Annotated in this window: 25 protein-coding genes and 2 pseudogenes; 25 read left to right on the forward strand and 2 right to left on the reverse strand. The window is 56.7% G+C overall.

All coding sequences use genetic code 11. The features are described from left to right. Positions 1 to 39: 39 nt before the first annotated feature. The 13 genes and pseudogenes from FO268_RS15575 to FO268_RS15645 form a co-directional block, all read left to right on the forward strand. A pseudogene (locus FO268_RS15575) lies at positions 40 to 753 on the forward strand (amino acid permease); the annotation flags it as partial. Between the two features lie 30 nt (positions 754 to 783). Then, a complete protein-coding gene (locus FO268_RS15580; protein ID WP_075195217.1) occupies positions 784 to 1,011 on the forward strand; it encodes a DUF805 domain-containing protein in 228 nt (75 codons plus the stop codon). Further along, positions 1,004 to 3,367, forward strand: coding sequence for a heavy metal translocating P-type ATPase (locus FO268_RS15585; protein ID WP_150994193.1), 2,364 nt, complete (start codon positions 1,004 to 1,006; stop codon positions 3,365 to 3,367). Before FO268_RS15580 ends, FO268_RS15585 begins: the two co-directional genes overlap by 8 nt. A gap of 1,026 nt (positions 3,368 to 4,393) precedes the next feature. Beyond that, a complete protein-coding gene (locus tag FO268_RS15600; protein ID WP_150994194.1) occupies positions 4,394 to 6,802 on the forward strand; it encodes a phosphoketolase family protein in 2,409 nt (802 codons plus the stop codon). Between the two features lie 94 nt (positions 6,803 to 6,896). Beyond that, entirely contained in the window at positions 6,897 to 8,408 is a 1,512-nt protein-coding gene (locus FO268_RS15605) for a thymidine phosphorylase family protein (RefSeq protein WP_150994195.1), read from the forward strand. A 2-nt stretch (positions 8,409 to 8,410) separates the two neighbouring features. Continuing rightward, positions 8,411 to 9,328 (forward strand): ribose-phosphate diphosphokinase, encoded by a 918-nt coding sequence (locus FO268_RS15610; RefSeq protein ID WP_191966972.1) that lies wholly within the window; start codon positions 8,411 to 8,413, stop codon positions 9,326 to 9,328. Positions 9,329 to 9,523: 195 nt separating this feature from the next. Beyond that, the gene (locus FO268_RS15615) at positions 9,524 to 9,730 is read left to right on the forward strand and encodes an MBL fold metallo-hydrolase RNA specificity domain-containing protein (RefSeq protein ID WP_225316768.1); all 207 of its coding nucleotides are present in this window, start codon (positions 9,524 to 9,526) and stop codon (positions 9,728 to 9,730) included. Positions 9,731 to 9,904: 174 nt separating this feature from the next. Then, positions 9,905 to 10,867, forward strand: a complete 963-nt coding sequence (locus tag FO268_RS15620) for an HlyD family secretion protein (protein WP_191966973.1) — start codon at positions 9,905 to 9,907, stop codon at positions 10,865 to 10,867. Between the two features lie 6 nt (positions 10,868 to 10,873). Continuing rightward, positions 10,874 to 12,604, forward strand: coding sequence for an ATP-binding cassette domain-containing protein (locus tag FO268_RS15625; protein ID WP_150994198.1), 1,731 nt, complete (start codon positions 10,874 to 10,876; stop codon positions 12,602 to 12,604). Continuing rightward, positions 12,601 to 13,695 carry an ABC transporter permease gene (locus tag FO268_RS15630; RefSeq protein ID WP_150994199.1) on the forward strand — a complete coding sequence of 365 codons (1,095 nt, stop codon included), beginning with the start codon at positions 12,601 to 12,603 and terminating at the stop codon, positions 13,693 to 13,695. The genes FO268_RS15625 and FO268_RS15630 overlap by 4 nt, the downstream gene beginning before the upstream one ends. After that, a complete protein-coding gene (locus FO268_RS15635) occupies positions 13,695 to 14,798 on the forward strand; it encodes an ABC transporter permease (RefSeq protein ID WP_150994200.1) in 1,104 nt (367 codons plus the stop codon). The genes FO268_RS15630 and FO268_RS15635 overlap by 1 nt, the downstream gene beginning before the upstream one ends. A gap of 168 nt (positions 14,799 to 14,966) precedes the next feature. Next, complete coding sequence (locus FO268_RS15640; RefSeq protein ID WP_150994201.1) at positions 14,967 to 15,215, forward strand: hypothetical protein; 249 nt, start codon at positions 14,967 to 14,969, stop codon at positions 15,213 to 15,215. A gap of 3 nt (positions 15,216 to 15,218) precedes the next feature. Then, complete coding sequence (locus FO268_RS15645; RefSeq protein ID WP_150994202.1) at positions 15,219 to 16,058, forward strand: universal stress protein; 840 nt, start codon at positions 15,219 to 15,221, stop codon at positions 16,056 to 16,058. Between the two features lie 145 nt (positions 16,059 to 16,203). Here FO268_RS15645 and FO268_RS15650 read toward each other — a convergent pair whose 3' ends face one another. Continuing rightward, positions 16,204 to 16,500 (reverse strand): MipA/OmpV family protein, encoded by a 297-nt coding sequence (locus FO268_RS15650; RefSeq protein ID WP_150994203.1) that lies wholly within the window; start codon positions 16,498 to 16,500, stop codon positions 16,204 to 16,206. Between FO268_RS15650 and FO268_RS15655 the strand changes: the two genes are divergently transcribed. Together FO268_RS15655 and FO268_RS15660 are read left to right on the forward strand one after the other, a co-directional pair. Further along, positions 16,455 to 16,577 (forward strand): type II toxin-antitoxin system RelE/ParE family toxin, encoded by a 123-nt coding sequence (locus tag FO268_RS15655; RefSeq protein WP_082905064.1) that lies wholly within the window; start codon positions 16,455 to 16,457, stop codon positions 16,575 to 16,577. The genes FO268_RS15650 and FO268_RS15655 overlap by 46 nt on opposite strands. A gap of 10 nt (positions 16,578 to 16,587) precedes the next feature. Then, a complete protein-coding gene (locus tag FO268_RS15660) occupies positions 16,588 to 16,800 on the forward strand; it encodes a HigA family addiction module antitoxin (RefSeq protein ID WP_150994204.1) in 213 nt (70 codons plus the stop codon). A gap of 105 nt (positions 16,801 to 16,905) precedes the next feature. On the opposite strand, the gene FO268_RS15665 is transcribed toward FO268_RS15660, so the two are convergent. Continuing rightward, positions 16,906 to 17,271 (reverse strand): hypothetical protein, encoded by a 366-nt coding sequence (locus FO268_RS15665; RefSeq protein WP_318527311.1) that lies wholly within the window; start codon positions 17,269 to 17,271, stop codon positions 16,906 to 16,908. A gap of 229 nt (positions 17,272 to 17,500) precedes the next feature. On the opposite strand from FO268_RS15665, the pseudogene FO268_RS15670 reads away from it, so the two are divergent. The 10 genes and pseudogenes from FO268_RS15670 to FO268_RS15715 form a co-directional block, all read left to right on the forward strand. Then, a pseudogene (locus tag FO268_RS15670) lies at positions 17,501 to 18,024 on the forward strand (NapC/NirT family cytochrome c); the annotation flags it as partial. Positions 18,025 to 18,319: 295 nt separating this feature from the next. Then, a complete protein-coding gene (locus FO268_RS15675) occupies positions 18,320 to 19,780 on the forward strand; it encodes a 2-hydroxymuconic semialdehyde dehydrogenase (RefSeq protein WP_150994205.1) in 1,461 nt (486 codons plus the stop codon). A gap of 17 nt (positions 19,781 to 19,797) precedes the next feature. Continuing rightward, positions 19,798 to 20,583 (forward strand): 2-oxopent-4-enoate hydratase, encoded by a 786-nt coding sequence (gene dmpE, locus FO268_RS15680; protein ID WP_150994206.1) that lies wholly within the window; start codon positions 19,798 to 19,800, stop codon positions 20,581 to 20,583. A gap of 23 nt (positions 20,584 to 20,606) precedes the next feature. Continuing rightward, positions 20,607 to 21,542 (forward strand): acetaldehyde dehydrogenase (acetylating), encoded by a 936-nt coding sequence (locus tag FO268_RS15685; protein WP_150994207.1) that lies wholly within the window; start codon positions 20,607 to 20,609, stop codon positions 21,540 to 21,542. Positions 21,543 to 21,555: 13 nt separating this feature from the next. Next, on the forward strand, positions 21,556 to 22,599 hold the full coding sequence (gene dmpG / locus FO268_RS15690; protein WP_150994208.1) for a 4-hydroxy-2-oxovalerate aldolase: 1,044 nt from the start codon (positions 21,556 to 21,558) through the stop codon (positions 22,597 to 22,599). Continuing rightward, the gene (dmpH, locus tag FO268_RS15695) at positions 22,596 to 23,384 is read left to right on the forward strand and encodes a 2-oxo-3-hexenedioate decarboxylase (protein WP_202336643.1); all 789 of its coding nucleotides are present in this window, start codon (positions 22,596 to 22,598) and stop codon (positions 23,382 to 23,384) included. The genes dmpG and dmpH overlap by 4 nt, the downstream gene beginning before the upstream one ends. 37 nt (positions 23,385 to 23,421) lie before the next feature. Further along, complete coding sequence (locus FO268_RS15700; RefSeq protein ID WP_150994210.1) at positions 23,422 to 23,619, forward strand: 2-hydroxymuconate tautomerase; 198 nt, start codon at positions 23,422 to 23,424, stop codon at positions 23,617 to 23,619. Next, positions 23,619 to 24,452 (forward strand): alpha/beta fold hydrolase, encoded by an 834-nt coding sequence (locus FO268_RS15705; RefSeq protein ID WP_150994239.1) that lies wholly within the window; start codon positions 23,619 to 23,621, stop codon positions 24,450 to 24,452. Before FO268_RS15700 ends, FO268_RS15705 begins: the two co-directional genes overlap by 1 nt. Before the next feature lie 71 nt (positions 24,453 to 24,523). Next, positions 24,524 to 25,834 (forward strand): aromatic ring-hydroxylating oxygenase subunit alpha, encoded by a 1,311-nt coding sequence (locus tag FO268_RS15710; protein ID WP_150994211.1) that lies wholly within the window; start codon positions 24,524 to 24,526, stop codon positions 25,832 to 25,834. 36 nt (positions 25,835 to 25,870) lie between these two features. Continuing rightward, positions 25,871 to 26,401 (forward strand): aromatic-ring-hydroxylating dioxygenase subunit beta, encoded by a 531-nt coding sequence (locus tag FO268_RS15715; RefSeq protein ID WP_150994212.1) that lies wholly within the window; start codon positions 25,871 to 25,873, stop codon positions 26,399 to 26,401. Positions 26,402 to 26,491 lie beyond the last annotated feature (90 nt).

Below are 26,491 nucleotides of genomic sequence, written 5' to 3' on the forward strand. Positions count from 1 at the left end.
GGTGGGGCGGTGTTCCTCAAATGAGGCCGAAGCGCTTAACGGATGGTGCCAGTTCTCGGCGTATCGCTCATTCTGGCTGTCTTTCTGGTTAACCTGCTGGGTAACCGAATGATCCAGGGGGTAGCGTCATTTATCGGGATTCTGAAAATCGGAGGTATCCTGACCTTCGGGCTGGTGGGTGTCTGGATCGCCGACTCCCTATCGATAGGCTTCTCGAGGGATTCACCACGACCACACCAACAGTGGCTCCGAGGTCAAAGACCCCCACCGGAACGTTGGTCGTGCCAGGCATCCTTGCCAGCATCTTTGCAGTCTCGCGGATGCTGGCCATGCTGACCGAGATGAAACTGGTTCCGCACAGTCACTTTGGCATGCCGGGCAGCATCCAGAAGCACACGCTGGTCTACACTGTAGTTCTGGGGCTTGTCCTCACGGCTTTTTTTGATCTTCCCGGATTGCCGCGCTCGGGATCGTGTTCTACCTGGTTATGGATATCGCCATTCACTGGGGTGTACTGCGGTATCTGCGCAAGGATATAAAGGCCAATATCTGGGTGCCGGCCACCGCCATTATTCTGGATCTCCTGGTGCTGGGGGGCTTTGTTTCGGTCAAACTCCATACCGATCCGTTTGTAATCGGCGTAGCGGTTGTCACAATGATCGTGACCGCCGTGGCCGAGCAGATTTTCCTGACCAGGTCCGGGAATGCCCGGCAATCGGAACACGAGGGGCGCATGATGACCATCATCAGTAACCGGTACTTTTTAACGTGGAGGGCAGGGCCGTGATGGGAGATAACATGTTTGGCAATACCATGTGGGCGGGGCACTGGCTGTGGATGCTGGTGATCGCCATCATCGTTGTCATCCCGGCCTGGCGTATTTGCCAGCGCACGGGTTACCCGGGTTGGATGGGCTTTCTGATGCTGGTCCCTCTGGTCAACCTCATTCTGCTCTATTTCATTGCCTTCGCCGATTGGCCGGCGGACAAGAGTGGAGGCAGCAATGGCTGAGCACCAGCACGCCCATCATCACGATCATGAGCATCATCACGAGGAATCCGGCGAACACAAGGCCAGGGATCCTGTCTGCGGGATGTCGGTGGATCGGCACACCGCGGAGCATCGAAGCCAGCACGCGGGCAAAACCTGGTATTTCTGTTCGCCTCGCTGCCAGGCCAAATTCGAAGACAACCCGGGGCAGTACCTTGGTGAGGAGCAGAAGCAGCAGGAACCGGTAGCGCCGGGCACCATGTACACCTGCCCCATGCATCCGGAAATCCGACAGCAGGGGCCGGGAGATTGTCCCATCTGCGGTATGGCGCTTGAGCCGGAGCAGGTGAGCCTGGATGACGGCCCCTCCGCAGAGCTTACGGACATGACCCGCCGATTCTGGATCGGGCTTGTTCTGACTCTGCCAGTGCTTGTTCTCGAAATGGGCGGGCACCTGACCGGGCTCGATCACATTGTCGCCCCTCAGCTATCCAACTGGATCCAGTTGGTGCTGGCAACGCCGGTTGTCCTCTGGTGTGGCTGGCCGTTCTTTGTCCGGGGCTGGAAATCCGTCGTCAGTCGCAATCTGAACATGTTCACTCTGATCTCCATCGGCACCGGCGTGGCGTTGATCTATAGCCTGGTGGCGACCCTTGCTCCCCAGGTATTCCCGGCAGCCTTTCGGCAGGACGATGGCTCGGTTGCCGTGTATTTCGAAGCAGCGGCGGTCATCGTGGTACTGGTGTTGCTTGGGCAGGTGCTGGAGCTGCGAGCCCGGGAGAAAACCTCAGGCGCTATCAAGGCCTTGCTGGATCTGGCGCCCGCGACCGCCAGAAAACTGGATGATGACGGCGGCGAGGCCGATGTGTCGCTGGATCAGGTCAAGGTTGGCGACCGCCTGCGGGTTCGGCCCGGAGACAAGGTGCCGTTGGATGGTGAGGTGCTTGAGGGCAGCTCCAACGTGGACGAATCCATGGTCACCGGGGAGCCGCTGGCAGTCAGCAAGAAATCGGGCGATCAGGTGATTGGTGGCAGCATCAACCAGCAGGGTAGCTTTATCATGCGGGCCGACAAGGTTGGCCGGGACACCATGCTGTCCCAGATCGTGCAGATGGTAGCCAGCGCCCAGCGCAGCCGGGCACCGATTCAGGGGCTGGCTGACAAGGTGGCGGGATACTTTGTGCCGGCGGTGATCCTGGTCGCCGTTATCGCCTTTATCGTCTGGTCATTCGTCGGACCGACGCCGCCTATGGCATTTGGCCTGATTGCCGCGGTGAGCGTGTTGATCATCGCCTGCCCCTGTGCATTGGGCTTGGCAACGCCCATGTCCATCATGGTCGGTGTCGGCCGGGGCGCCCAAAGCGGTGTGCTGATCCGCGATGCGGAAGCTCTGGAGCGCATGGAAAAGGTGGATACGGTTGTAGTGGACAAAACTGGCACCCTGACCGAAGGCAAACCTCAGGTCACGAAACTGGTTCCTGCCGAGGGATTTAGCGAGGAAGAGCTGATGCGGTTTGCCGGGGGGCTGGAGAAGGGCAGTGAGCACCCTTTGGCCCACGCTATTCTCGGCAAAGCCAAAGCGATGGACTTGCAACTGCCAGACGCCGAAGGCTTCGATTCCCCGAACGGCAAAGGCGTGACGGGCAAGATTGAGGGGCAGCAGGTACTGATTGGCAATCGTCTGCTAATGGAGGCCGAAGGTGTTGAGACCTCGGATTTTGAATCTGAGGCCGATCAGCTTCGGAAGGATGGCGCCACCGTTATTTTTGCAGCCGTCGACGGCAAAGTGGCCGGCCTGCTTGCCATCGCCGACCCGGTGAAGGAAACCACCGAAGCGGCCATTGCAGCCCTCCAGAAAGATGGCATCCGGGTAGTGATGCTGACCGGTGATAACCGCACCTCGGCCGAGGCGGTTGCCCGAAAACTGCACATTGATGAAGTGGAGGCGGAAGTCCTGCCGGAAGACAAGGGCAAGATCGTCCAGCGGCTGAAAGACGAAGGCCGCATAGTCGTGATGGCCGGTGATGGCGTGAACGATGCGCCGGCTCTGGCAACGGCGGATGTCGGCGTTGCCATGGGCACCGGCACGGATGTCGCCATCGAAAGTGCCGGTATAACCTTGTTACGGGGCGATCTGATGGGGATTGTGGAGGCGCGTCGACTGTCTTCAGCAACCATGCGCAATATCCGCCAGAACCTGTTTTTTGCCTTTATCTACAATTCGGCCGGCGTTCCCATTGCCGCGGGTGTTCTGTATCCGTTTTTCGGCATACTGCTGTCGCCGATATTTGCGGCTGCCGCCATGTCCCTTTCTTCGGTCAGCGTGATTGTGAATGCGCTGCGTTTGCGAGTGATCAAACTTGAACCGAAGCAATAAATATCTGAATCATTGAAGGTGGCCATATCATGTATGACCGCCATTGGCGGCTATCAGTAACTGGCGGTCAACGCTGCTCAATCCACCCACTGTACATCCAGCGCAGGGTGTAAAGTGATAAGGGTGGAATCAGTGACCATTGCAATAACGGAGCCGCTCCGGTTCCGGTTATTGGTAGCACGGGCATTGATTCACTGTATTGCCAGCGGTCACCTGTGCCGGTGGCCCAAGCTTCGAAAAGCACGGTTATCAGTAAGCCGGCTGCCAGAAAGGTCCCCAAGGTACGGCCCCGCCAAGGGCCCTGTATCCAGAAGCCATCTTTCGTTACTAAAGCAGCAGCGCCATAAGCCAAAAGCGCAATATTGGCATCGCCCACCGTAGCCCGGGTGCATAGCCAAACTACCTCTCCATGAGACGCCTCAGCCATCCCTATAAATAAAGGCACCTGGATCATTTCCCAGAAAAAGTGTAAAAAAAGCTGACGGACCAGATCATCATAGCGAGAACCCAACCCCTGCACAGCAAGCGACTTGAATGCATTATGGAGCCCCCTATTGTTTTCCGGTCAGTCAGACTTCCCGGCCTCAGTAATCTTTATGTTCGCGGAATACGCCTTGCTGCCCGTAGTTGGCACGGAAGGCAATCACCTGGCAATCGTCCTTGCGACCGGTCTCCCTACGGTGCTGCCTTGCCATTAGAAGCCAGCGGGACTAATGACTCGGCGAATTCGGTGACCTATACCCTGGTTTAAATGCTTTTTGAACCCAGGAAGGACGGCAAGCAGAGTAACGACTTTGACTATAAAGACCATGATAAAACCTTTGAACAAGTCATACGTCAAGCTACAGCATTGTTATTTTTTGTTGGGTGATTACGGGTTTGATTGAAATCAAAGTGCGGCTCGATCCGTTCCAATAATTCAGTTTGGATTCAGGTAGCTGTGCTTTGCTGACGTAACCCTATGCTATCCGGGTGCGGCCCTGATCTGAAGCACCACCAAGCTGGATTTTTGTGGAGGATCTGATTTTGAAACAAACGACGCAAGCCGGAAAAAGCAATTCCGAACCGGGCCCGCTGACGCCGGGTGAACTCCACGGAATGGACGCCTACTGGCGGGCCGCCAACTACCTATCGGTGGGGCAGATCTACCTGCGCGGCAACCCGCTACTCACCGAACCGCTAACTCTGGAGCACGTCAAGACGCGATTGCTGGGGCACTGGGGCACCACTCCGGGGCTGAACTTCATCTACGTACACCTGAACCGGATGATCCTAGCGCAGGATCTGAACATTATATACATCACTGGCCCCGGACATGGCGGGCCGGGCCTGGTGGCCAATACCTGGCTGGAAGGCAGCTACAGCGAGTTTTATCCGAACATTCCTCAGAACGCAGCGGGTATGCAGCGGTTGTTCAGGCAGTTCTCGTTTCCCGGTGGCGTACCGAGCCACGCGGCGCCGGAAACCCCGGGCTCCATCCACGAGGGGGGCGAGCTCGGGTACTCCCTGTCCCATGCCTTCGGCGCGGTATTCGACAATCCCGAGCTCATTGCCGCCTGTGTGGTCGGTGACGGCGAGGCTGAAACTGGCCCGCTGGCCACCGCCTGGCACTCCAACAAGTTTCTCAATCCTGCCCAGGACGGCGCGGTACTGCCGATTCTGCACCTGAACGGCTACAAGATCGCCAACCCCACTGTGCTGGCGCGCATTCCCCGTGAGGAGCTGGAGAGTCTGTTCATCGGCTACGGCTACCGGCCCTATTTCGTCGAGGGCGATGAGCCCTCGCGGGTGCACCAGCGTATGGCGGCGACCCTGGATACGGTCATGGCCGAGATCCGGGCAATCCAGCACGAAGCCCGCACCAGGGGCACCGCCGGGCGCCCGCGATGGCCAATGATTATCCTGCGCACCCCAAAGGGCTGGACCGGCCCGAAAGACGTGGATGGCCTGAAGAGTGAAGGTACCTGGCGCTCGCATCAGGTACCTTTCTCCGCGATGGCCGGCAAGCCGGAGCACCTGAAACTGCTTGAAGACTGGATGAAAAGCTACCGCCCTGAAGAGCTTTTCGACCCGAACGGAGCCCTGAAACCGGAGCTGGCAGCCCTGGCCCCGAAAGGTGAACGGCGCATGGGTGCCAACCCGCACGCCAACGGCGGGCTGCTGCTCAGGGATCTGCAGCTGCCCGACTTTCGCGAATTTGCCGTTGCCGTCACCAGCCCGGGCACGGAACAGGCGGAATCGACCCGGGTAATGGGCACTTACCTGCGCGACGTCATGCAGCTGAATACAGAGACGCGGAACTTCCGCGTGATGGGCCCGGATGAGACCAACTCCAACCGCCTTGGCGCCCTGTTCGAGGTGACCGACCGAGCCTGGATGGCGGAGACCCTGCCTGGAGACGATCACCTGGCGCCGGACGGCCGGGTCATGGAGATCCTCTCCGAGCACACCTGCCAGGGCTGGCTGGAGGGGTATCTGCTGACCGGCAGGCACGGGCTGTTTTCCTGCTACGAGGCCTTTATTCACATCATTGATTCCATGTTCAACCAGCATGCCAAGTGGCTGAAGGTTGCTGGCAAGGAGGTCCCCTGGCGTCGCCCCATTGCTTCACTCAACTACCTGCTGACGTCCCACGTCTGGCGCCAGGACCACAACGGCTTCTCACACCAGGATCCCGGCTTTATCGACCATGTGGTGAACAAGAAAGCCGACGTTATTCGTGTCTATCTGCCACCTGATGCCAACACCCTGTTGTGCGTAACCGACAACTGCCTGCGTTCGCGCAACTTCGTGAATGTGATCGTGGCCGGCAAGCAACTCGAGCCACAGTGGCTCGGCATGGACGCGGCCATCAAGCACTGTACCGCGGGTATTGGCATCTGGGAGTGGGCCAGCAACGATGAGGGCAGCGAGCCGGATGTGGTCATGGCCTGTGCCGGCGACGTGCCCACCCTGGAGATTCTGGCGGCGGTGGATATCCTGCACCACCACCTGCCCAAGCTCAGAGTGAGAGTGATCAATGTGGTGGATCTCATGACCCTGCAGGACCAGGCGGAACACCCGCACGGGCTGTCGCACAAGGACTTCGACACCCTGTTCACCACCGACAAACCGATCATCTTTGCCTACCACGGGTATCCCTGGCTGATCCACCGCCTGACCTACCGGCGCACCAACCATAAGAATCTCCATGTGCGTGGCTATAAGGAGGAAGGCACCACCACCACCCCCTTCGACATGGTGGTGCGCAACGACATGGACCGTTTCCATCTGGCGGCAGACGTTATCGACCGGGTTCCACAATTAGGGGCTCGGGCAGCCTATCTCAAACAGTGGCTGCGGGACCGGCTCATTGAGCACCAGCATTACATCACCGAGCACGGCGTGGATATGCCGGAAGTCATACAATGGCAATGGGGAACACCGGCCAACTGAGGAAGTCTTCATGGCCCGTAAGGTTGGTCGCATGGACGATCTTTCAGAGTTGTTAATTTTGTAAACAGTTGTCAGTTTTTCGCAGAGAGGGACTATGGGTTCAACTAACCAGTTAAACGCCTTTCTGATCGGCATTGATACGCATCAGGAGCCCGTTATCTTCATGCGGGATGATTGTGAGGTGTGCCGATCAGAGGGGCTGGCCGCCCGCACCAGGGTGGATGTGACGGCAAAGAACAAAACTATTATCGCGACGCTCAATGTGGTCTATGGTGGGGCGGTTCCGGAAGGCTATGCGGGGCTCTCCAACATTGCCATGGAGCGGCTGGGCGTATCGCCAGAGGAGCCGGTATTAGTCCACCACGCGCCGGTTACTGAATCACTGAGCCTGATGCGAAAGAAAGTGTTCGGCCACGCACTGAGCCAAGATGAGCTGACCAGAATCGTCGCCGACATTTCCGAGTATAGATACAGTGATCTTGAAATTGCCTGCTTTTTAAGCGTTTGTGCGGGTGGCCGGCTGGCTTTGAATGAAATTACCGGGCTGACCCAGGCCATGGTGGACTGCGGAGAACACCTGGCATGGGAGGGCACCGCCCGTGTGTTCGATAAGCACTGTGTGGGTGGTCTCCCCGGAAACAGGACCACACCGCTTGTGGTGTCCATTGTCAGTGCGGCAGGGCTGGTCATGCCCAAGACGTCTTCCCGGGCCATTACCTCGCCTGCCGGCACGGCGGATACAATGGAAGCCCTGACGACTGTCAATCTGGCGCTTGCAGACATTCAGCGTGTCGTCAGGAACACCGGTGCTTGCCTGGCCTGGGGAGGGGCCATCAACCTCAGCCCGGCGGATGACCTGCTAATCCGAATTGAGCGGGCACTGGATCTTGATGGTGAAGGGCAGCTCGTGGCCTCGGTTCTATCGAAGAAGATTGCTGCCGGCTCAACCCATGTGGTGGTTGACATTCCGGTGGGCGCGACAGCAAAAGTCCGAAGCCGTGAGGAGGCTGACCGCCTGGCCTTTCTGTTTTCTGAAGTGGGCGCTGCCTGCGGGTTGGTCGTCCGCTGTGTTCTGACGGATGGCAGCCGCCCGGTTGGCTCGGGCATAGGGCCGGTGGAGGAGGCTCGGGATGTGATGGCGGTACTTCAGGGAAGGCAGGAAGCTCCGGATGACCTTAAAGAGCGAGCGTTGCTCCTGGCGGCCCATGTGCTCGACATGGCAGATAACGACGGACTGGAGGCCAGCCAGCAGAAGGCCCGGGACATTCTTGAAAGTGGTCGGGCCTGGGAACAGTTCCGGCGTATTGCTCAGGAGCAGGGCGGATTGAAACAATTGGGGAATGCCCGGTTCCGGCACCGGGAATTAGCCACCGAACCGGGGACCATTCAGTCTGTTGATAATCGCCGGCTAGCGCGGCTGGCCAAGCTCGCCGGTGCACCGGAGAGTCCTGCGGCCGGGTTGCGGCTGTTTGCCAACGTGGGCGATACCGTAGCGGTGGGGGACCCGCTCTACGAGTTGCTGAGTGAAAGCATCGGCGAACGGGATTACGCCCTGGCCTATGTAGCGGGTGAGGTGCCAATTTTTTCTCTTCGGACGGAGAGGTGATTATGGGCAGTAGTAGCGGGCGAGTGGTTCTGTTTTGCCTGGAAAGCCATCCCTTACGGGAAAAGCTGTGTGATCAGCTTGGCTTGGAGCAGGGGCGCCTGGAGTTTCGCAGGTTTCCCGATGGTGAGACCTACCTGCGCGTTGATACTCCGGTCAGTGGCGCCCGGTGTATCGTGTTGGCCGACTTGTCCAATCCGGACGCCAGATACCTTGCCCACCTTTTCCTGTTCGAGACCCTGCGAGAGCTCGGGGCGAGCTCGGTGGGGCTGGTCGCCCCCTATTTGTGCTACATGCGCCAGGATCGTCGCTTCCAGGACGGGGAGGCGGTCACGTCTGCTGTGTTTGCACGCTCCTTGTTGCGCCATATCGACTGGCTGATCACGGTTGACCCGCATTTGCATCGATATCACGCCCTCGGTGAAATTTATAGCGTACCCACCCAGGTTGTTCAGGGCGCGCCTGCACTGGCGGGGTGGCTCAGGGGGCAGAGCGATCTTCTGCTGGTGGGCCCGGATGCCGAGAGTGAGCAATGGGTTGCCAGTATTGCCCAGGCCAGCAGTCACCCTTATGTCATCGGTGCCAAGCAGCGCCTGGGCGACCGGCGTGTCGAAGTCGCACTGCCGGATATATCCCGGTACCAGGGCCGCACCGCCATCATCATAGATGACGTCATCTCCAGTGGCCGCACGGTTGGCGAATGCGTCAAAGCGCTAAGGTCACAGGGTATGGAGGCTATTCTCTGTGCTGCGGTGCACGGCATCTTTGCCGAGGCCTCGGACCAGTACCTTCTGGACACGGGTTTACAGGCTCTGGTGACCACCAACACCATTCCACACCGTACCAACGGGATTGATATCAGTGAGTTGCTGGCGCCGTCGATCAGGCATTTTCTCAATCAGGACAGGAGTAAGAGCCGATGAATATTACGTTCCTGGGTGGCACCGACACGGTTACCGGATCCAAGTTTCTGGTTGAAGCGGGTGAGACGTTTATACCCATCATGCAACCCGACATGCTGATGCTGGAGTCAACGTATGGCAATCGTCGCCATGACCCAGTACCGCACAACCGTTATTTTTGCCGGCTATCAGGCCGGGGGAACATGAGGCGCCAAGATGGTTGTTGGAGCGGAGAGGGTGAAGATCCACGGTGACTTCGCAGAGATTGAACAATGGCTTGCCCAGAGTGCTCAGGACCCCGAAACGACGATTAATCTGATCCACGGGGATCCGGAGGCGCTGGAGGCGATGAGGGATCACTTGCGTCAGAACACCCGGTTTGGGGTGGATGTGGCAGGCTACCCATCCATTTTGCGTCTTTGACGATGCCCTGAAGGCCATCTTCGGGGCCACCTGAATGAGCCGCTTGAGATCCGGCAACGACCTTGGTCGCGGTTGCTGCCGAGTGCTAGAGTGGGCGAACTCATTGGCTGGAGTGATAGGCAGTGGCCCTGATCCCGGCTCCAACCTGAACAGTAATGTCATAAGGAGTGTTTGGTGAAATCCCAATCCTGGCTCTGGTCTCTGATAGCGGTGTTGGTGCTCGCCGGCGGTTCTTATGGGGTTTTTGTTCTGTTCGGGGAAGAGCCCTTACCTCAGGGAATCGCCTATGGCAATGGTCATATCGAGGGGCGGGAAGTGCGCATTGCGGCCGAAGTGACCGGTCGAGTCATCGAGCACCATCTCACGGAAGGCAGCAGGGTTTCGGCTGGCGACACGATCGCCGTGATCGATCCCGCCGATGCCAGGGACCGCCTACGGTCGGCACAGGCTGAGCTGGCCGGCGTGCGGGAAGTCCGTCACGGCTTCGACAGCCAAATCACGACCTGGCGTCATCATCTGATGACTGCCGAGAAACAACGGCAGCGGATCCGTGACCTGCGCTCCCGCAATCTGGCGAGCTCCAGTGATCTGGATCAGGCGGAAAATGCCGTCAGTGAGGCCCGGGGCCGACTCGAGTCTCTCCAACGGCAGAAGGATGCCGCCGAAGAACAGGTCGCTGCAAGGGCGGCGCAGGTGGCGCTGGCCGAATCACAACTAAACAAAGCGGAGGTTGTCGCGCCCTTGTCCGGGACCATACTGATCCGGGCGGTGGAGACAGGAGAGGTGGTCGATGCCGGCCAGCCGCTGGCCATGATGGTGAACCTGCAACAACTCGAACTCAAGCTCTATGTCCCCGGCGATATCGTCACCCGGATCAGTCTCGGATACCCGGCCCGAATCCGCGTGGACGGTTTGTCCGGGGACTTTTCCGCCAAGGTCGCCAGGATTGACGATTTTGCCCAGTTCACCCCCCGTGATGTCCACATGCCCGATGAGAGGGTTCGAATGGTCTATGGCGTTACCCTGGCGCTGGATAATACGGCGGAGGCGCTCAAACCCGGTATGCCGGCGGATGCCTGGATTCGTTGGGATCCGGATACCGAGTGGCCAGACCCCCTCTCGGTTCCGGCGCGCTGAGCCGTCATGTCTTCCCCGGAACCCATCGTCGCCAAGGGCCTTGGCCGCCAATTTGGAGGCAATGTTGTCATCGAGCCACTGGATGTTTCGGTTGGTTGCGGCCAACGAGTGGGTATTGTCGGTGCTGATGGCGCTGGCAAGACGACGCTGTTACAGATGTTGGCCGGCATCCTGGACCCCACTGTGGGGGAATGCCAGGTCCTGGGTGTCGATACCCGTCAAGGGGCCAAGCAGATTGCTGCCCGGATTGGCTATATGTCTCAGGGATTTACGCTTTACGATCGACTCAGCGTCAAGGAAAACCTGAGCTTTGCCGCTCGCATCCGGGATGTGCCCGACGAGCTCTATCGGGAGCGCTCAGAAAGGTTGCTATCCATGTCGGGGCTAGGCCGCTTTACCGACAGGCCCGCGGCCAAGCTGTCCGGTGGCATGCGGAAAAAGTTGTCGCTATGTACCAATCTGGTCCATGAACCGGAGCTGCTGATCCTTGACGAACCGGGGCTCGGCGTCGACCCTCTGTCCCGGCGCCATCTCTGGGCCATGCTCGACCGCTTCCGCGCGCAGGGCCTGACCATGGTTGTGGCCACCTCCTACATGGACGAGGCGGAACTCTGTGACAGAATACTGCTGCTGGAACAGGGCCGCGTTCTCGCGGATGGCTCGCTGGAAGAGCTGCTGAGGCCCGCCGCAGGAAGGGTGTTCACCGTGAATGCTGGGAATATCGGGCGGGGCTTGCGGGAGTTGTCCGGCATCCTGGCTCACATTCAAAGCGTCCATTCAGTGCAGTGGTTGCCGGATCACCTGCGACTGGTGATGAACGCGGACATCGCTGAAAACCAGCTCGCCGAGTTATTGCCTGAGGGAGCCCACCTGGCGGCGGCCGAGCCCCGGCTTGAGGGCCTGTTTGTTCTGCGGACGGAGAAGATGACTGGCGAGCAGCAGTTTCCGAAATTGACCCGGCAAGACAGGGGAAAAGAGGAAGGGCTGGTGGCCACCGGTCTGAGCGTCCGCTTCGGCCATTTCAAGGCCGTTGACCGGGTGAGTTTCGAGGCGCCATCTGGCGAACTGCTTGCCTTGCTGGGGCCCAACGGGGCGGGCAAGACGACCCTTATCAGGGCCTTGTGCGGGCTTGTTGCCATCGATGAGGGCAGCGCCCGGGTGGCCGGGGTGAGCTCCGGTGGGGGTAGCACCGCGTTGCGCCGGCAAATTGGTTATATGTCACAACGATTTTCACTCTATCTGGAATTGACCCCCTGGGAAAATCTCCGCTTCTTTGCCAATGCCTACGGCCTGGCCGGAGGCGCGGCGCGGGCTGCGATCGACTGGGCCAGGGAAGTAACGGGGCTGACAGATATTCCCGACAAGCTTACCGGTGATCTTTCAAGTGCCTTGCGCCAGCGTCTGGCGCTGGCCTGCAGCCTGCTTCACCGGCCCCGTGTGCTGTTCCTTGATGAGCCCACCTCGGGTGTCGACCCCGTCGCCCGGTACCGTTTCTGGCGGGTTATCCGTGAGCTGGCCGCCAGCGGTATGACCGTGCTGGTCACTACCCATTACCTGGAGGAAGCGGCCTACTGTGATCGTCTGGCGTTAATGCTGGACGGGCGGCTGCTCGCGCACGGTAGCAGATCATCGCTCAATCATTCTCTCGGCCTCGAAGCCGACGCCACGGTGGAGACGCTCTTCACGGCGGCCATAGAACAGGCGGGAACGGCCAATTCCCGGGCGCTGGGACCATGAAGGCTCATCGGCTTGGAGCCCTCATCGTCAAGGAAAGTCGCGAGCTGATTCGTGACCCGGTTACCGTTGCGCTGGCCGTGATCATGCCGCTGATCATGCTTTTTCTGTTCGGCTATGCGGTCAATCTGGATGTGGAACAGGTTGCCGTGGGCATTTACGATCTGGACAACACGCCGGCAAGCCGCGAACTGACAGCCCGTTTCGACAGCTCGCGGTACTTTCAATTGGAGCAGAAAACGACCGATCTCCACGACCTGGAATCGGCATTGCAAAGCTCGACCATCAGCATGGGCGTGGTGATTCCAGCCGGCTTTGCCCGGCAACTGCTCAGGGGCGACGAGGCGCCTGTCCAGGTGGTCGTGGACGGCGGCTATCCTGTTCTGGGTCGATTGGCCTCGGCCTATGCCGAGGCGGTAATCACAAATTTCCCCGCCCCGCGTCAGAGCGCGGTCCGGGTCCAGGCCAGGGTCTGGTTCAATCCCTCCCTGCGCAGCGTCAATTTCGTCATCCCCGGATTGTTCGCCGTGATCCTGATGGCGTTCCCACCCCTGCTGACCGCCCTGGCGATCGTGCGTGAAAAAGAGACCGGTACCATTGAGCAGATCTATGCATCGCCGGTCACCTCAACCGAGTTTGTTGTCGGCAAGCTGGTGCCCTACGGTCTGGTGGCTTTCCTGGAGATTCTTATGGTCATGGTGGTAGGATTTGCCTGGTTTCACGTCCCCATTGCCGGCAGCCCGATACTGCTGCTGACGTCCGCTTTCGTTTATGTGCTGACCACGGTGGGTATCGGCCTGTTGGTCTCATCGCTGGTCCGTACCCAGTTGGCGGCCATGTTGATAACGCTGATTGTCACCTTGATGCCGTCGTTTTTGTTTTCCGGCTTTCTGTTCCCCCTGTTCACCATGCCTCTTACCCTGCAACTGTATAGCTGGCTTTTCCCTGCCGGTTATTTTATGGAAATCTCCCGTGGCATCGTACTGAAATCAGCCGGCCTTGAAGCCGTTCTGCCGAATCTGATGATGTTGATCGTCTATACGGTCATGGTATTTGTCTTCGCGGCCTGGCGAATGAAGCAGAAGGTGGCCTGATGGCAATTGCCTTATTTGGTTTGTTACGCAAGGAGCTCGTGCAGTTCTTTCGTGACCGGTTGATACTGACCCTGATACTTTGGCTTTACACCATTGAAGTGGTCATTTGTGCCGTTGCGCTCAGTTTTGATGTAAGCCACCTGCCCCTGGCGGTGGTGGACGAGGATCGCAGCGCCTTGAGTCGCTCGTTGATCCAGAAATTTGCGGTGAGCGAAACCTTCGACCTGAAATTTCAGGAAACCCGTGTGGCAACCGCCACCGACCTCCTGGAGAAAGGCGATGCCACCGCGGTGTTGGTTATTCCCGCCGGGTTCGAAGGTGATCTGCTCGCTGGCGAGAGTGCTCAGCTCCAGTTCCTCCAGGACGGCACCAATTCCAACATTGCCGCCAATGCCGTCAATGATGCTCTGCAGATCGTCCAGCGCCAGGAGCGCGAAGCGCTCCCTGCTGCCGGGAAGAAGGGGGGCGCGGTACCCCTGATCCGTATCTGGTATAACCCCGACCTGACAACATCGGGTTTTATCGTGTTATCCATGATTGCCCTGGCCGGCATGATGGTGGGCGTTATTCACCCGGCAGCCTCTATTGTCCGGGAAAAGGAGCGCGGCACCATCGAGCAGCTGCTGGTAACGCCCATTTCTACCCTGGAACTGTTCCTGGCCAAGGTCACACCGACGCTGATCATGGGTGTACTCTCTATCTTCCCGAGCCTGGTAATTGTCAGAGCTTTCGGTGTGCCCCTTCAAGGCAGTCTGCTTTTATTTCTGGTGCTGACGGCCATCTTTTTGCTCAGTGCGATTTCGTTGGGCGTACTGATTGCCGCCTACAGCCGGACCCTTCAGCAGGCGTTGCTGCTCTCCTTTTTCGGACTTTTCCCGCTGATGTTCCTGTCGGGCAGTCTGACGCCGGTAGAAGCCATGCCGGCTTTCCTGCAAAGCCTCTCCCTGCTGAGTCCACTGCGTTATTACATGGATATCACCGTCGGCATTTTCCTCAAGGGTGCCGGTCTGTCCGTCCTCTGGGATGAGGCTCTGGCCATGCTGGCAATCGGTGTGACCCTGTTTCTGTTATCCCTCTGGGTCTTTCGGCGCCGGATGCAGTGAGATCGGCTGAGTGAGCGCCCGGCAACCGGCTTTAAAAAAACTGGCCTCGGAATCCGCGTGATGTTGCCTATTGATCTGGTGCAAACCTGGCTAATGTGTAACTGACGCTTGTCTATATGATTAGCTTGCGATTTACTGTTACTGAATCATCAATAGCAGGACAGTGACATGGCCCCGCACTCCCCTCGAGATCAGTTTCCTCTCACCAATGCCCGGTTAGCAAGGCGCCGGCCCAGTGAGCGTGATCGGCGCGCCAGGCTGCTTTATCTTACCAATGCCGGTGAGCGCTTTATGAGCGATCTGAATGAGCGGGCGAATGTGTTGCGGGACGAGATGCTGAAAGGCCTCGAAGACGAGGACCTGGAAGTCGCCCTGCGTGTTTTTGAGCAGGTTATGGAAAACGCGACCAGGAGGTGAAGCATGCTACCTAAGGATATCGTTGTCTTTCTTGAGGAGGCTCGACCCTATGACCGACGACTGGCGATCGCCGCTGACATCGCCGCGTGCTGGAATGCCTATCTGATAGCGGTGTTTGTGGCAACGCCACTGAGAGCGATGCCTCATGCGCACTCTGTGGCCGGCCCTGCCATGCGCGCCTTGCTCGAACAGCATCGCGTGCGTGTTCGGGACGCAGAGGCTCAGGTCAGGGAGCGCTTTGAGGCAATGGTTCGCGCAAGGGGCATTAGCGCAGAGTGGCGCTTGTCCGAGAGCGAGTTAGCGGAGGAATTAATGCTACACGCGCGCTATGCAGGGCTGGCGTTGGCTCCTCCCTTCGAAAGCTCCCCCGAACCTTCCATGACGGTCAGGATGGCCGAGCATGTTATCTTCGGCTCGGGACGCCCGACTATACTCATTCCTGACGAATGGGCGGCCGGACGGATTGGACGACGTGTCGTTGTCGGCTGGAACGCTAGCCGGGAGGCAACACGAGCGGTCGGCGATGCGTTACCCTTTCTGGCCCAGGCCGAAGCAGTGAAGGTGGTTTGTGTCTGCGATGAACCGGATGGCGAGCTGGAGTGTAGAGAGGATTTCGGCGCGGACCTGTGTCGCCACCTCGCGCGTTATGGCGTACAGGTAACACTGGAACAAGTCGACGGTGGTAAGGTCGGCCCAATGCTACTCGAACAGGCGCGGGCGTTCAATGCCGACATGCTGGTGATGGGCGCCTATGGCCATACGCGGCTCACCCGACTGGTGCTGGGTAGCGCTACTCGAACAGTACTCTGTCAAGCGTCAATCCCAGTGCTGGTGTCGCGTTGACCATAAACGAGCGCGCTGGCGGGCTATCGACGGAGCCCTTCGGGTGCGCGATGACCGGAGGGCTTGATCGTTGCGGGCAATTGGCTCAGGCAGCCAGGATCCAGTGGCCCAGCTCCAGAGACTCTGGCTGGTTCAGTTATCGTGGTCAGAGCCGGTAGTTGATCAGTGCACCACCGAAGGCCTGAGTGGCGCTGCCAATGTCCTCCACAATCGGGCTTTCTTTGGCATTGCCGGTGAGGTAGGTCATACCGACAATGCCGGTCAGCGACCATGAAGGGCTCATCCGGTAGGTGAGTGCGCCGCCTAGGCGGGCCCGCAAATAGCCGGCATTAACCGAATAGCGGGCCAGACCTGAGCGGACGCTCTCTGCCGCCGAGACGTTGAACTGGTCTTCGTTTGCACGAACTCTCTGGCAATCGAACCGGAATCTGGTCAGTGACAGTCAGTGGTCACTGGCGAGTGACCTTCCGGTTCGAAGACGGAGATGCCGAGATTGTGAACTACGAGGATTATCACTGAGGTACCGCCAATGTTAATGCACAACTCTCCGCACCCGGGTGAAGTATTGCGAGAGCTTTGTCTTGAGCCTCTTGGCCTCTCTGTCACCGCTGCATCAGAGGCATTGGGCGTTAGCCGCAAAACGCTGAGTGCAGTGTTGAATGGCAAGGCCGGTATAAGTCCCGAAATGGCAATCCGTCTCTCTATTGCTTTCGATACTTTGGCAGAAAGCTGGCTGAATTAGCAGTCTCTATATGAACTCTCGCACGCCGAACAACATCGCAAAGAACTTAACGTGAAGTGGCTTGTTGCGGCCTGAAGCAGCACATAATCGGGTAGCCGGGGGTATCTAACCCCCAGCCCCCACAACACCCTGCACCGATGCGTCGGACCGACGGCTCCGCACAGGGCGTTTCACCGGGAATGGTGAAGCCTTGATCCATCCATCACGCAGTGATGCCAAGCCTTCAGCTTTCAGGTAGTCATTCGACAGAGCCTGCTGAATACCCGGCGTCTTGGAGCTGCGCCAAGGACCTTTGCTGGTGATGCCACACGCCACAGCGGCCTGCACATGAACACCCAACTTCATCAGGTTCCTGACTTTGGTGCGCGGCTTGCGCCACTGTCGCAAATAGTCCATCCGGACGCGACGGCGAATCCAGTGATCCAGATCGCAGCAGCGCTGATAGCCGGTGGCGATACCAACGTAGTTAATCCAGCCACGGAGATACTGGCTGACTTTGAAGAGCTAGTAGTGAGCCTGACTGGTAATTAACCGATCGCTCGTTGAGCAGATCCCGATACGTCGGACCGCCGCAGATAAGGACATGCACTGTCACCGCACTGCTGCATCATTTACGGTGGCCGTTAGATCACGTGGCTTCGTCGTCTGTTCGGCGACAATTAGGATGACCGGACAAGATAGTTGACGCCAGACACGGTGGGGGGGATTTCTCGCCGGCATCATATTCTGGGGCGGCTTCAACATCGCCCTGGAGGTCACCAACACGGAGCAGTTCTGTATTGGTTGCCACGAGATGTACAGCAATCCCTATCAGGAGCTGAAGGGAACCATCCACTACAGCGACCGCTCCGGGGTTCGCGCAGAATGTTCCGATTGCCACGTGCCCCATGACTGGACCCACAAGATAGGCCGCAAGATGGAGGCGTCCAAGGGGGCTGGGGCTGGCTGTTTGGTTCTATCAATCCTCCGGAGAAGTTCGAGGCCAAGCGCCTTGAACTTGCCCAGCGCGAGTGGCACCGGCTTAAGGCCAATGATTCACTGGAATGCCGCAATTGCCACGAGTTCGAGTCGATGGACTTTACGCTTCAGGACCCACGGGCTGCAAAGGCGCACTCAACAGCATTGACTGATGAGGGCGACGAAACCTGCATCGACTGCCACAAGGGGATTGCACGCGAACTGCCGGACATGGCAGGTGATAAGACGGTAAGCAATTCCACTTAAAACGCTTCGTTGGGGATGGATGCAAACCCATCAATTGTTACGTATTACCCATCGACCCAATGTATTGAACTGCAGGGTGGCTCCTACTGGGTGCCGCGGAGTTTGGTGCATCTTAATATTCCTCCTGCTGACGACTCTACTATTTTGGTCCCGAAGGAACATTAGTTCGGTTGACAGGATCAAGATCTGCTTATATCATCTTTATAAATAAGATAATATTTCACCAAATGAGAAAAATCCTTTAGAAAACTGAGACTGGGTCACCTGCAAACACCAGTTAGTTAGGGAGTCTACAATGCGGGAAATAAAAAACTTCATTAATGGTCAATTTGTTTCGTCAGAAAGCGGGCGTACTTTTGACGATGTCAATCCGGCCAGCGGTGAAGTTATAGCACGAGTGCATGAAGCCGGCCGGAAAGAAGTTGACCAGGCTGTCGCTGCCGCAAATGCCGCCATGAATGGACCCTGGGGTACGATGGCGGTCGCCGAGCGGATGAAATTTTTGCAGAAAGTTGCCGACGGAGTCATGGCTCGTTTCGACGAATTTGTTGAAGCGGAGTGTCTTGATACCGGTAAGCCAAAATCACTTGCGTCTCATATTGATATTCCCAGGGGTGCTGCTAATTTCCAGGTTTTTGCGGATCTCGTAAAGAATGTACCCACCGAAAGCTTCCAGATGGATACACCTGACGGGCTGGGTGCTCACAATTACGCTGTACGCAAACCCCGTGGCGTGATTGCCGTGGTAGCCCCATGGAACCTCCCGCTTCTGTTGATGACGTGGAAAGTCGGCCCCGCGCTTGCCTGTGGTAATGCCGTCGTTGTGAAGCCTTCTGAAGAAACGCCTCACACAGCAACACTGCTGGCTGAAGTAATGAACGAGGCGGGCATTCCAGAGGGTGTCTACAACGTTGTTCATGGCTTTGGGCCGGATTCTGCGGGTGAATTTCTGACCCGTCATCCCGGCATTAATGGCATTACGTTCACAGGTGAGTCGAAGACGGGTACAGCGATAATGAAGGCTGCCTCTGAATGCCTCGTGCCTGTCTCCTTTGAACTGGGTGGAAAGAACGCCGCCGTTGTTTTTGCGGATGCGGACATCGACAAGGCGATCGAGGGCACCATGCGTTCCGTCTTCGCTAACTGTGGCCAGGTATGCCTTGGCACAGAGAGGGTCTACGTCGAGCGCCCACTGTTTGATGAATTTGTCAAGCGGCTCAAGGAGGGGGCGGAATCCCTGCGCATGGGGTGGTGGCAGGATGAGAATGTGAACTTTGGTCCGGTGATCAGTCAGGAGCATCGTCAGAAGGTTCTTTCCTACTACGAAGTAGCGCGCAAGGATGGTGCCAATATCGTGACCGGTGGGGGTGTTCCGGAGATGCCTGCGAACCTGAGTGAAGGTGCGTGGGTAGAGCCAACAATCTGGACAGGCCTTGGTGAGGATTCTGCGGTAGTACAGGAGGAAATCTTTGGGCCCTGTTGCCATATCGCACCGTTTGACTCCGAAGAAGAGGTCATCAGCCTCGTAAACGATACCCCTTACGGCCTGGCGGCTGCTGTATGGACGGAAAATCTCAGCCGTGCTCATCGCGTGGCTCCGAAACTGGAGGTGGGACTTTGCTGGGTCAATAGCTGGTTCCTTCGTGACCTCAGGACACCTTTCGGCGGCAGCAAGCAGTCCGGTATCGGCCGAGAGGGTGGTGTCCACGGTTTGGAATTCTACAGCGAACTCTCAAATATCTGCATCAAACTTTGAGTTCAAAGGCCACTCCCATGAAGCAGGAACAGATTGACCAATATAGCAGGGCATTGTTCAGCGCGTTGAGATCACAGTCAGCGATCGACCCGTTGACGCAGTCAGAACCTGATATGACGATTGAAGATGCCTACGAGATCTCCCTTGGCCTGATGAATCTGAGAATTGCAGAGGGCGAAAAGGTTATCGGGAAAAAAATAGGTGTCACCAGCAAGGCGGTTCAGAACATGCTGAACGTACACCAGCCGGATTTCGGTTATCTGACAGACCAGATGGTGTATGCCAACGGTGAAACACTGCCTGTCAGTACTCAGATGATTGCGCCGAGGGCAGAAGGAGAAATTGCATTTGTCCTGAAGCGGGATCTGGCCGGGCCTGGCATCACGAACGCTGCTGTTATCGCGGCCACCGAATGTGTAATGCCCTGTTTCGAAATCGTCGATTCAAGAATCCGGGACTGGAAAATCGCCATTCAGGATACCGTGGCTGATAACGCATCCTGCGGTTTTTTCGTGTTGGGAGACCGGGCCGTCTCTCCACGCCTGGTGGATCTATCGACTTGCGGCATGGTGGTTGAAAAGAACGGTCAGATTATCAGCACAGGTGCAGGCGCAGCGGCGCTTGGGTCTCCACTTAACTGTGTTGCTTGGCTGGCTAATACGTTGGGGCGTTACGGTATGACGTTAAAGGCCGGCGAGGTAATTCTATCCGGTTCCCTGGTGCCACTGGAGCCAGTAAGCGCCGGCGATTACATGCGCGTCGATATCGGCGGTATAGGCAGTGCCTCGGTGCGCTTCGCCTGATCCGAGTTAAAGAGGACAATACTATGAGCAAGAAAATCAAAGCCGCAATCATCGGTTCGGGCAACATCGGCACTGACCTGATGATGAAGATTCTGCGGAACGGCAAAAATATAGAGATGGGTGCTATGGTAGGCATCGACCCTGAGTCCGATGGGCTGGCCCGTGCAGCCCGCATGGGCGTGGCCACCACCCACGAGGGTGTGGAAGGACTGGTTAAAATGCCGGAGTTCGCCGACATCGACATCGTGTTTGACGCCACCTCCGCCAAGGCTCACATGCACAACGAAGTGTTTCTCCGGGGCTACAAGGAGTCGATCAAAATCATCGATATGACTCCCGCTGCAATTGGCCCTTATTGTATTCCAGTCGTTAACCTGGAGCGAAATCTGAAGGAAGGTAACGTCAACATGGTCACCTGCGGCGGCCAGGCCACCATTCCCATGGTCGCTGCGGTGTCACGGGTAGCTAAGGCCCATTACGCCGAGATTGTGGCTTCCATTTCCAGTAAATCGGCAGGCCCTGGAACCCGTGCAAATATTGATGAATTCACCGAGACGACCGCCAAAGCCGTCGAAGTGGTGGGCGGCGCGCAAAAGGGTAAGGCCATTATCATCCTGAACCCGGCCGAACCACCGCTATTGATGCGGGACACCATCTACGTTCTCTCGGATGCCGCAGACAAAGCAGAAATTGAGGCCTCTGTGGACGAAATGGTGAAGGCCGTGAACACTTACGTGCCTGGCTATCGCCTGAAGCAAAAAGTCCAGTTTGACGACATTCCGGCTGATCAGCCCATGAACGTCCCAGGTTTGGGGCGCTTTAGCGGCCTTAAGACCTCCATCTTTCTGGAGGTGGAGGGCGCCGCCCATTACCTGCCGGCCTACGCCGGCAACCTGGACATCATGACCTCTGCGGCCCTCGGTACTGCAGAGCGCATCGCCGAATCGCTGGTCAACTGAGGAGGAAAATATTATGACCTTTAATCCCGGCAAAAAACTCTATATCTCCGACGTGACCCTGCGGGACGGCAGCCACGCAATTGGCCACCAGTATTCGATCAAGAACGTTCAAGACATTGCTCGTGCTCTGGATAAGGCCAACGTGGACTCCATTGAAGTGGCTCACGGTGATGGGCTGCAGGGCTCCAGCTTTAACTACGGTTTTGGCGCCCACACGGACCTGGAGTGGATCGAAGCAGTGGCCGAGGTGACCGAGCACGCAGAAATTGCCACATTACTTTTACCCGGTATTGGTACCGTCGATGACCTGGACGATGCGTATCGGGCCGGAGCAAGAATCGTGCGTGTCGCCACCCACTGCACTGAAGCGGATGTATCTAAGCAGCACATCGAACACGCAAGAAAGCTTGGCATGGACACTGTGGGTTTCCTGATGATGAGTCACATGCAGACGCCTCAAGGTCTGGCGGAGCAGGCGAAGCTCATGGAAAGCTATGGCGCCACCTGTATTTACGTGGTGGACTCGGGCGGTGCCTTGAGCATGCAGGATGTACGGGATCGATTCCGCGCGCTCAAGGATACGCTTAAGTCGGATACGCTGACCGGTATCCACGCCCATCACAACCTCGCATTAGGTGTTGCAAATTCTATCGTTGCCGTGGAGGAGGGCTGTGATCGCATAGATGCGAGTCTGGCAGGCATGGGAGCGGGTGCTGGAAATGCCCCCCTTGAAGCGTTTATTGCGGCTGCCGACCGTATGGGGTGGGAACATGGAACGGACCTGTTCGTACTCATGGATGCAGCAGACGACATTGTGCGCCCTCTCCAGAAGCGTCCAGTCAGAGTGGATAGAGAGACCTTGGCTTTGGGCTATGCGGGTGTCTATTCCAGTTTCTTGCTCCACTCGGAAGTTGCTGCAAAGAAGTATGGGCTCAAAACGGTCGACATTCTGGTTGAACTGGGGCGTCGTCGTATGGTCGGGGGGCAGGAGGACATGATCGTTGATGTCGCGCTGGATCTTCTCGAAGCAAAGAAAAAAAGTGGGGTATCTGCATGAGCTTGAGTAAAGAACAGGTCGCGGCATTGGCTGAGCACCTTGAGAACGCTGAGCTCAACGCGCATGCCGTCAAGAAGATCACCGATGATTATCCGGATATGGACTTCAGGGATGCTTATAACGTCCAGTATGAAATCCGCCGCCGGAAAGAGGCGCGAGGTATTCGAATCATTGGCATGAAAATGGGGCTGACTTCCCGGGCCAAGATGGAGCAAATGGGTGTTGATACGCCGATCTATGGTTTTCTTGCTGATTACTTTGAGCGGGCTGAATCGGGCGAAATTTCTGTCAAGGATCTAATTCACCCAAAGGTGGAAGCCGAGATTGCCTTCGTCACAAAAAGCCCTCTGCGTGGTCCCGGCTGTACCGCTGCTCAGGTGATCGCAGCCACGGACTTTATCATGCCGGCAGTGGAAGTAATTGATTCTCGGTATGAAAACTTCCGTTTCGACCTTGTTAGCGTTATAGCCGACAACGCATCTTCTTCCCGTTTCTTTACCGGTGGGCAGGTGTTGGCTCCTATGAGCACCGATATGCGCACCATCGGTGTTGTACTTGAGAAAAATGGCCAGGTGATGGAGGTCGGTGCCAGTGCAGCTGTTCTGGGTAACCCCGCCACAGCTATCGCCATGCTTGCCAATCAGCTTGCGGAGCGGGATGAATACATTCCAGCGGGGAGCACCATTCTTTCCGGTGCTATTACGGCTGCCATCCCGGTGGATGCAGGCGATAACGTAACCTTGCGCGCTCATGGAATGGGTTCCGTATCCATGCGATTCGTCTGAGCCCGAAACTGATCAAAAAGAACTGGGGGAACTAACAATGCCAATGCTACAGGTTTCAATTCTGGAAGGCCGCACACCGGAGCAGAAAGAAGAACTGATCAAGCGTCTCACCGCAACGGTAACCGAAACGCTTTCTGTGAAGCCCGAGTCCGTCAGGGTTCTGATTCAGGAAATGCCAAAAACCAACTGGGGCATTGCCGGTCAGTCAGTCGCCAAGCGTGATGGGGGTAAATGATGGGCTCAGATAACCCGGAAATCGGCCTGAAAATCAGCGCCGGCGGCATCGAAACCAACTATCATGACATGGGAAGGAATAGTGGTATCCCGTTGCTGTTGCTTCATGGCTCAGGGCCTGGTGTGACGGCTTGGGCTAACTGGCGGTTTAATCTCCCGGTGTTGGCGGAAAGCCGTAGGGTGGTTGCCCCTGATATGGTGGGGTTTGGATACACGGAGAGGCCCGCCGGAGTTGAGTATAACCTGGATACCTGGGTTAAGCATGCAATTGATTTTTTGGATGCCTTGGGAATCGAACGAGCGGATATTGTTGGTAATTCCTATGGCGGTGCTCTGGCACTTGCCATGGCAATTCGCCATCCCGACAGAATACGGCGTCTGGTCTTGATGGGAGCAGCCGGAGTCGACTTTGAGCTGACTGAAGGGCTTGACGCTGTCTGGGGTTATACACCTTCGGTGGAGAACATGCGGGAACTCATAAAGATGTTTGCGTTTAACAAAGAGTTGATGAGTGACGAGCTGGCGGAGCTTCGCTATCGGGCGAGTGTTCGCCCGGGGTATCAGGAGGCTTTTGCGTCAATGTTTCCCGCGCCTCGACAACGCTGGGTGGATGCGCTGGCGAGTTCTGAGAACGATATCCGGGCGATGGATAAGGAAACCCTAATTATTCATGGTAGGGACGATGTGATTGTTCCGCCTGTAACGTCCAATAAATTATTCGAGTACATCGAATATGCCCAGTTGCATCTGTTTGGTCGGTGTGGCCACTGGACCCAGATTGAGCACGCCGATCGTTTTAACAAACTGGTAACGGATTTTCTGAATGAATCCTGAATACCGGTTGTGGAAATCACCGGCTTTAAGGTTTAAATCCTAAGCGCCGCGAACCTAAAGAGGTTTCTGATATGTCAACTAGAAATAGCAACATCATTGGCACCGATCGTGACTATGAATCACTGGTAAAAGAGGATCGGGTTCACAGTTCCATTTTTACAGACGAAGCTATCTTCGAAGACGAAATGGAACGTATCTTCCACAAGACCTGGCTTTTTGCTCTCCATGAGAGTGAAGTGCCGAAGGAGGGCGACTTCAAGTTGCTGAAGCTTGGCCGCTTTCCTGTAATTGCTGTCCGCGACAACAACAATGAAGTTCAGTTGCTGATTAACCGTTGTCGACATAGAGGTGCACAAGTTTGCGAAGCTTCCCAGGGCAATGCTAAAGCTTTCCAGTGCTGGTATCACGGCTGGACGTATGACACCAAGGGTGAGCTGGTTGGCGTGACCGGTGAAGAAGCCTATGACAAGACGTTCGACGCCAAAGATCACGGGCTGACCAAAGTGGCCCGTGTGGGCAACTATAGGGGTTTCATTTTTGCCAGCCATTCCGATGAGGGGCAGAGTCTTGATGATTACCTAGGCCCCGCGAAAAAATTCATCGATATTCTGGTCGATGCCTCACCAACGAGCGAAATTGAAGTAAAACCTCAGGTTGTCAGCAAGACTGTGTATCGGGGCAATTGGAAACAGATCGGCATGGACGGGTATCACCCCCATTATGTCCACGTGTCTGTCTTTAAAATTTTCAGCAAGCGTGAAAGCACCACAGGCTCAGCAGTTGGCGCTATTCACCTGGAAGATCCGTTTTCAGATAGCTCTCCAAGCCTGACGCGGGGCTTCCCGAACGGTCATGCCGCTCTGGATTTCCGTTTTCAGCGATTGCCCCATGCCAAAGATAATATGGCAGAGCTGCAACAGAGCGAGGATGGACGTAAGTATGTTGAAGACATGATTGCACACCATGGCAAAGAGCACGCCGAAGAATTGATTGCCTGGCATGGCGATCCTCACCTGGGTGTCTTCCCTAATCTGCAGCTCATTCACGATCACATACGCGTAGTGATTCCGGTTTCGGTTTCCGAGACTCAGGTGCTTATGTATCCGGTCTTCCTGAAAGGAGTCGGCCAGGAAATCAACAATAAGCGCTTACGTGCTCACGAGGCGTTCTACGGCCCCGCTTCTAATGGGTCTCCTGATGATGCTGAAATCTTTGAGCGTGTTCAGCGGGGACTTGAGGGCGATGCAAATCCATGGATCCAGCTGGGAAGAGGTATGAACCGGGAGGAAACCGACTCGGATGGTACTGTGTCGGCTCGGATCAGCGATGAGATCACGCAGAGAGCTCAGATGCAGGAGTGGAAACGGTTGATGACCGAATAGTGTTTCAGGAAACCAATTTAGATCGGAGATATATCCATGGCTAAACAACTATTGAATGCAGGTTCCGACGTTATAAATAAAGGCATTGTTAGTGTGGAGCAGCAGCTTCGAGTGGAACGTTTTCTTACTTACGAAGCGGCACTGATGGATGAGCACGAATACGACCGCTGGATGGCATTGTGGACCGGTGACGACATTACATACTGGGTCCCCTGTAACAGTGACGATCAGGACCCCAATACCGGCGTTGCAGTCATCTATGACGACCGTCCGAGGCTCCTTGAGCGCATGATGCGACTTAAAGACAAGGCGGCGCACGCCTATCGCCCAAGAGCGCGTCTCATCCGGAACGTCTCTGGTGTGGTGCCGCTCTCCGCGACGAAGGAGGAGCTTGAGGTTGTGTCCAGTTTCAGCCTCGGTGAGATTCGTACCGGTACCGAAAATATCTGGTTTGGCAAGTGTCATTATGTGCTGGTGGATACATCCGAAGGTTTTCGCATTCGCTGGAAGAAAGTATTGCTTCTGAACAATGATGAGGCAATGCCGAATCTGACGTTTTTGGTGTGACCGGGCGACGGTTTGAGTTAGGCGGAAACATATTTAATTACAGATTGCGGATGTGCAGCGAGGGGAAAATCGATAAAGCGGAGAGCAAAA

It is taken from the genome of Marinobacter denitrificans, from assembly GCF_008795955.1.
GTDB lineage: Bacteria > Pseudomonadota > Gammaproteobacteria > Pseudomonadales > Oleiphilaceae > Marinobacter > Marinobacter denitrificans.

What these genes read in the sequence shown, in the direction of transcription:
- FO268_RS15585 (WP_150994193.1), top strand. Translation starts at nt 1,004, where the DNA reads ATGGCTGAGCACCAGCACGCCCATCATCACGATCATGAGCATCATCAC.
- FO268_RS15605 (WP_150994195.1), top strand. Translation starts at nt 6,897, where the DNA reads ATGGGTTCAACTAACCAGTTAAACGCCTTTCTGATCGGCATTGATACG.
- FO268_RS15610 (WP_191966972.1), top strand. Translation starts at nt 8,411, where the DNA reads ATGGGCAGTAGTAGCGGGCGAGTGGTTCTGTTTTGCCTGGAAAGCCAT.
- FO268_RS15615 (WP_225316768.1), top strand. Translation starts at nt 9,524, where the DNA reads ATGGTTGTTGGAGCGGAGAGGGTGAAGATCCACGGTGACTTCGCAGAG.
- FO268_RS15625 (WP_150994198.1), top strand. Translation starts at nt 10,874, where the DNA reads ATGTCTTCCCCGGAACCCATCGTCGCCAAGGGCCTTGGCCGCCAATTT.
- FO268_RS15630 (WP_150994199.1), top strand. Translation starts at nt 12,601, where the DNA reads ATGAAGGCTCATCGGCTTGGAGCCCTCATCGTCAAGGAAAGTCGCGAG.
- FO268_RS15635 (WP_150994200.1), top strand. Translation starts at nt 13,695, where the DNA reads ATGGCAATTGCCTTATTTGGTTTGTTACGCAAGGAGCTCGTGCAGTTC.
- FO268_RS15640 (WP_150994201.1), top strand. Translation starts at nt 14,967, where the DNA reads ATGGCCCCGCACTCCCCTCGAGATCAGTTTCCTCTCACCAATGCCCGG.
- FO268_RS15645 (WP_150994202.1), top strand. Translation starts at nt 15,219, where the DNA reads ATGCTACCTAAGGATATCGTTGTCTTTCTTGAGGAGGCTCGACCCTAT.
- FO268_RS15660 (WP_150994204.1), top strand. Translation starts at nt 16,588, where the DNA reads ATGTTAATGCACAACTCTCCGCACCCGGGTGAAGTATTGCGAGAGCTT.
- FO268_RS15675 (WP_150994205.1), top strand. Translation starts at nt 18,320, where the DNA reads ATGCGGGAAATAAAAAACTTCATTAATGGTCAATTTGTTTCGTCAGAA.
- dmpE (WP_150994206.1), top strand. Translation starts at nt 19,798, where the DNA reads ATGAAGCAGGAACAGATTGACCAATATAGCAGGGCATTGTTCAGCGCG.
- FO268_RS15685 (WP_150994207.1), top strand. Translation starts at nt 20,607, where the DNA reads ATGAGCAAGAAAATCAAAGCCGCAATCATCGGTTCGGGCAACATCGGC.
- dmpG (WP_150994208.1), top strand. Translation starts at nt 21,556, where the DNA reads ATGACCTTTAATCCCGGCAAAAAACTCTATATCTCCGACGTGACCCTG.
- dmpH (WP_202336643.1), top strand. Translation starts at nt 22,596, where the DNA reads ATGAGCTTGAGTAAAGAACAGGTCGCGGCATTGGCTGAGCACCTTGAG.
- FO268_RS15700 (WP_150994210.1), top strand. Translation starts at nt 23,422, where the DNA reads ATGCCAATGCTACAGGTTTCAATTCTGGAAGGCCGCACACCGGAGCAG.
- FO268_RS15705 (WP_150994239.1), top strand. Translation starts at nt 23,619, where the DNA reads ATGGGCTCAGATAACCCGGAAATCGGCCTGAAAATCAGCGCCGGCGGC.
- FO268_RS15710 (WP_150994211.1), top strand. Translation starts at nt 24,524, where the DNA reads ATGTCAACTAGAAATAGCAACATCATTGGCACCGATCGTGACTATGAA.
- FO268_RS15715 (WP_150994212.1), top strand. Translation starts at nt 25,871, where the DNA reads ATGGCTAAACAACTATTGAATGCAGGTTCCGACGTTATAAATAAAGGC.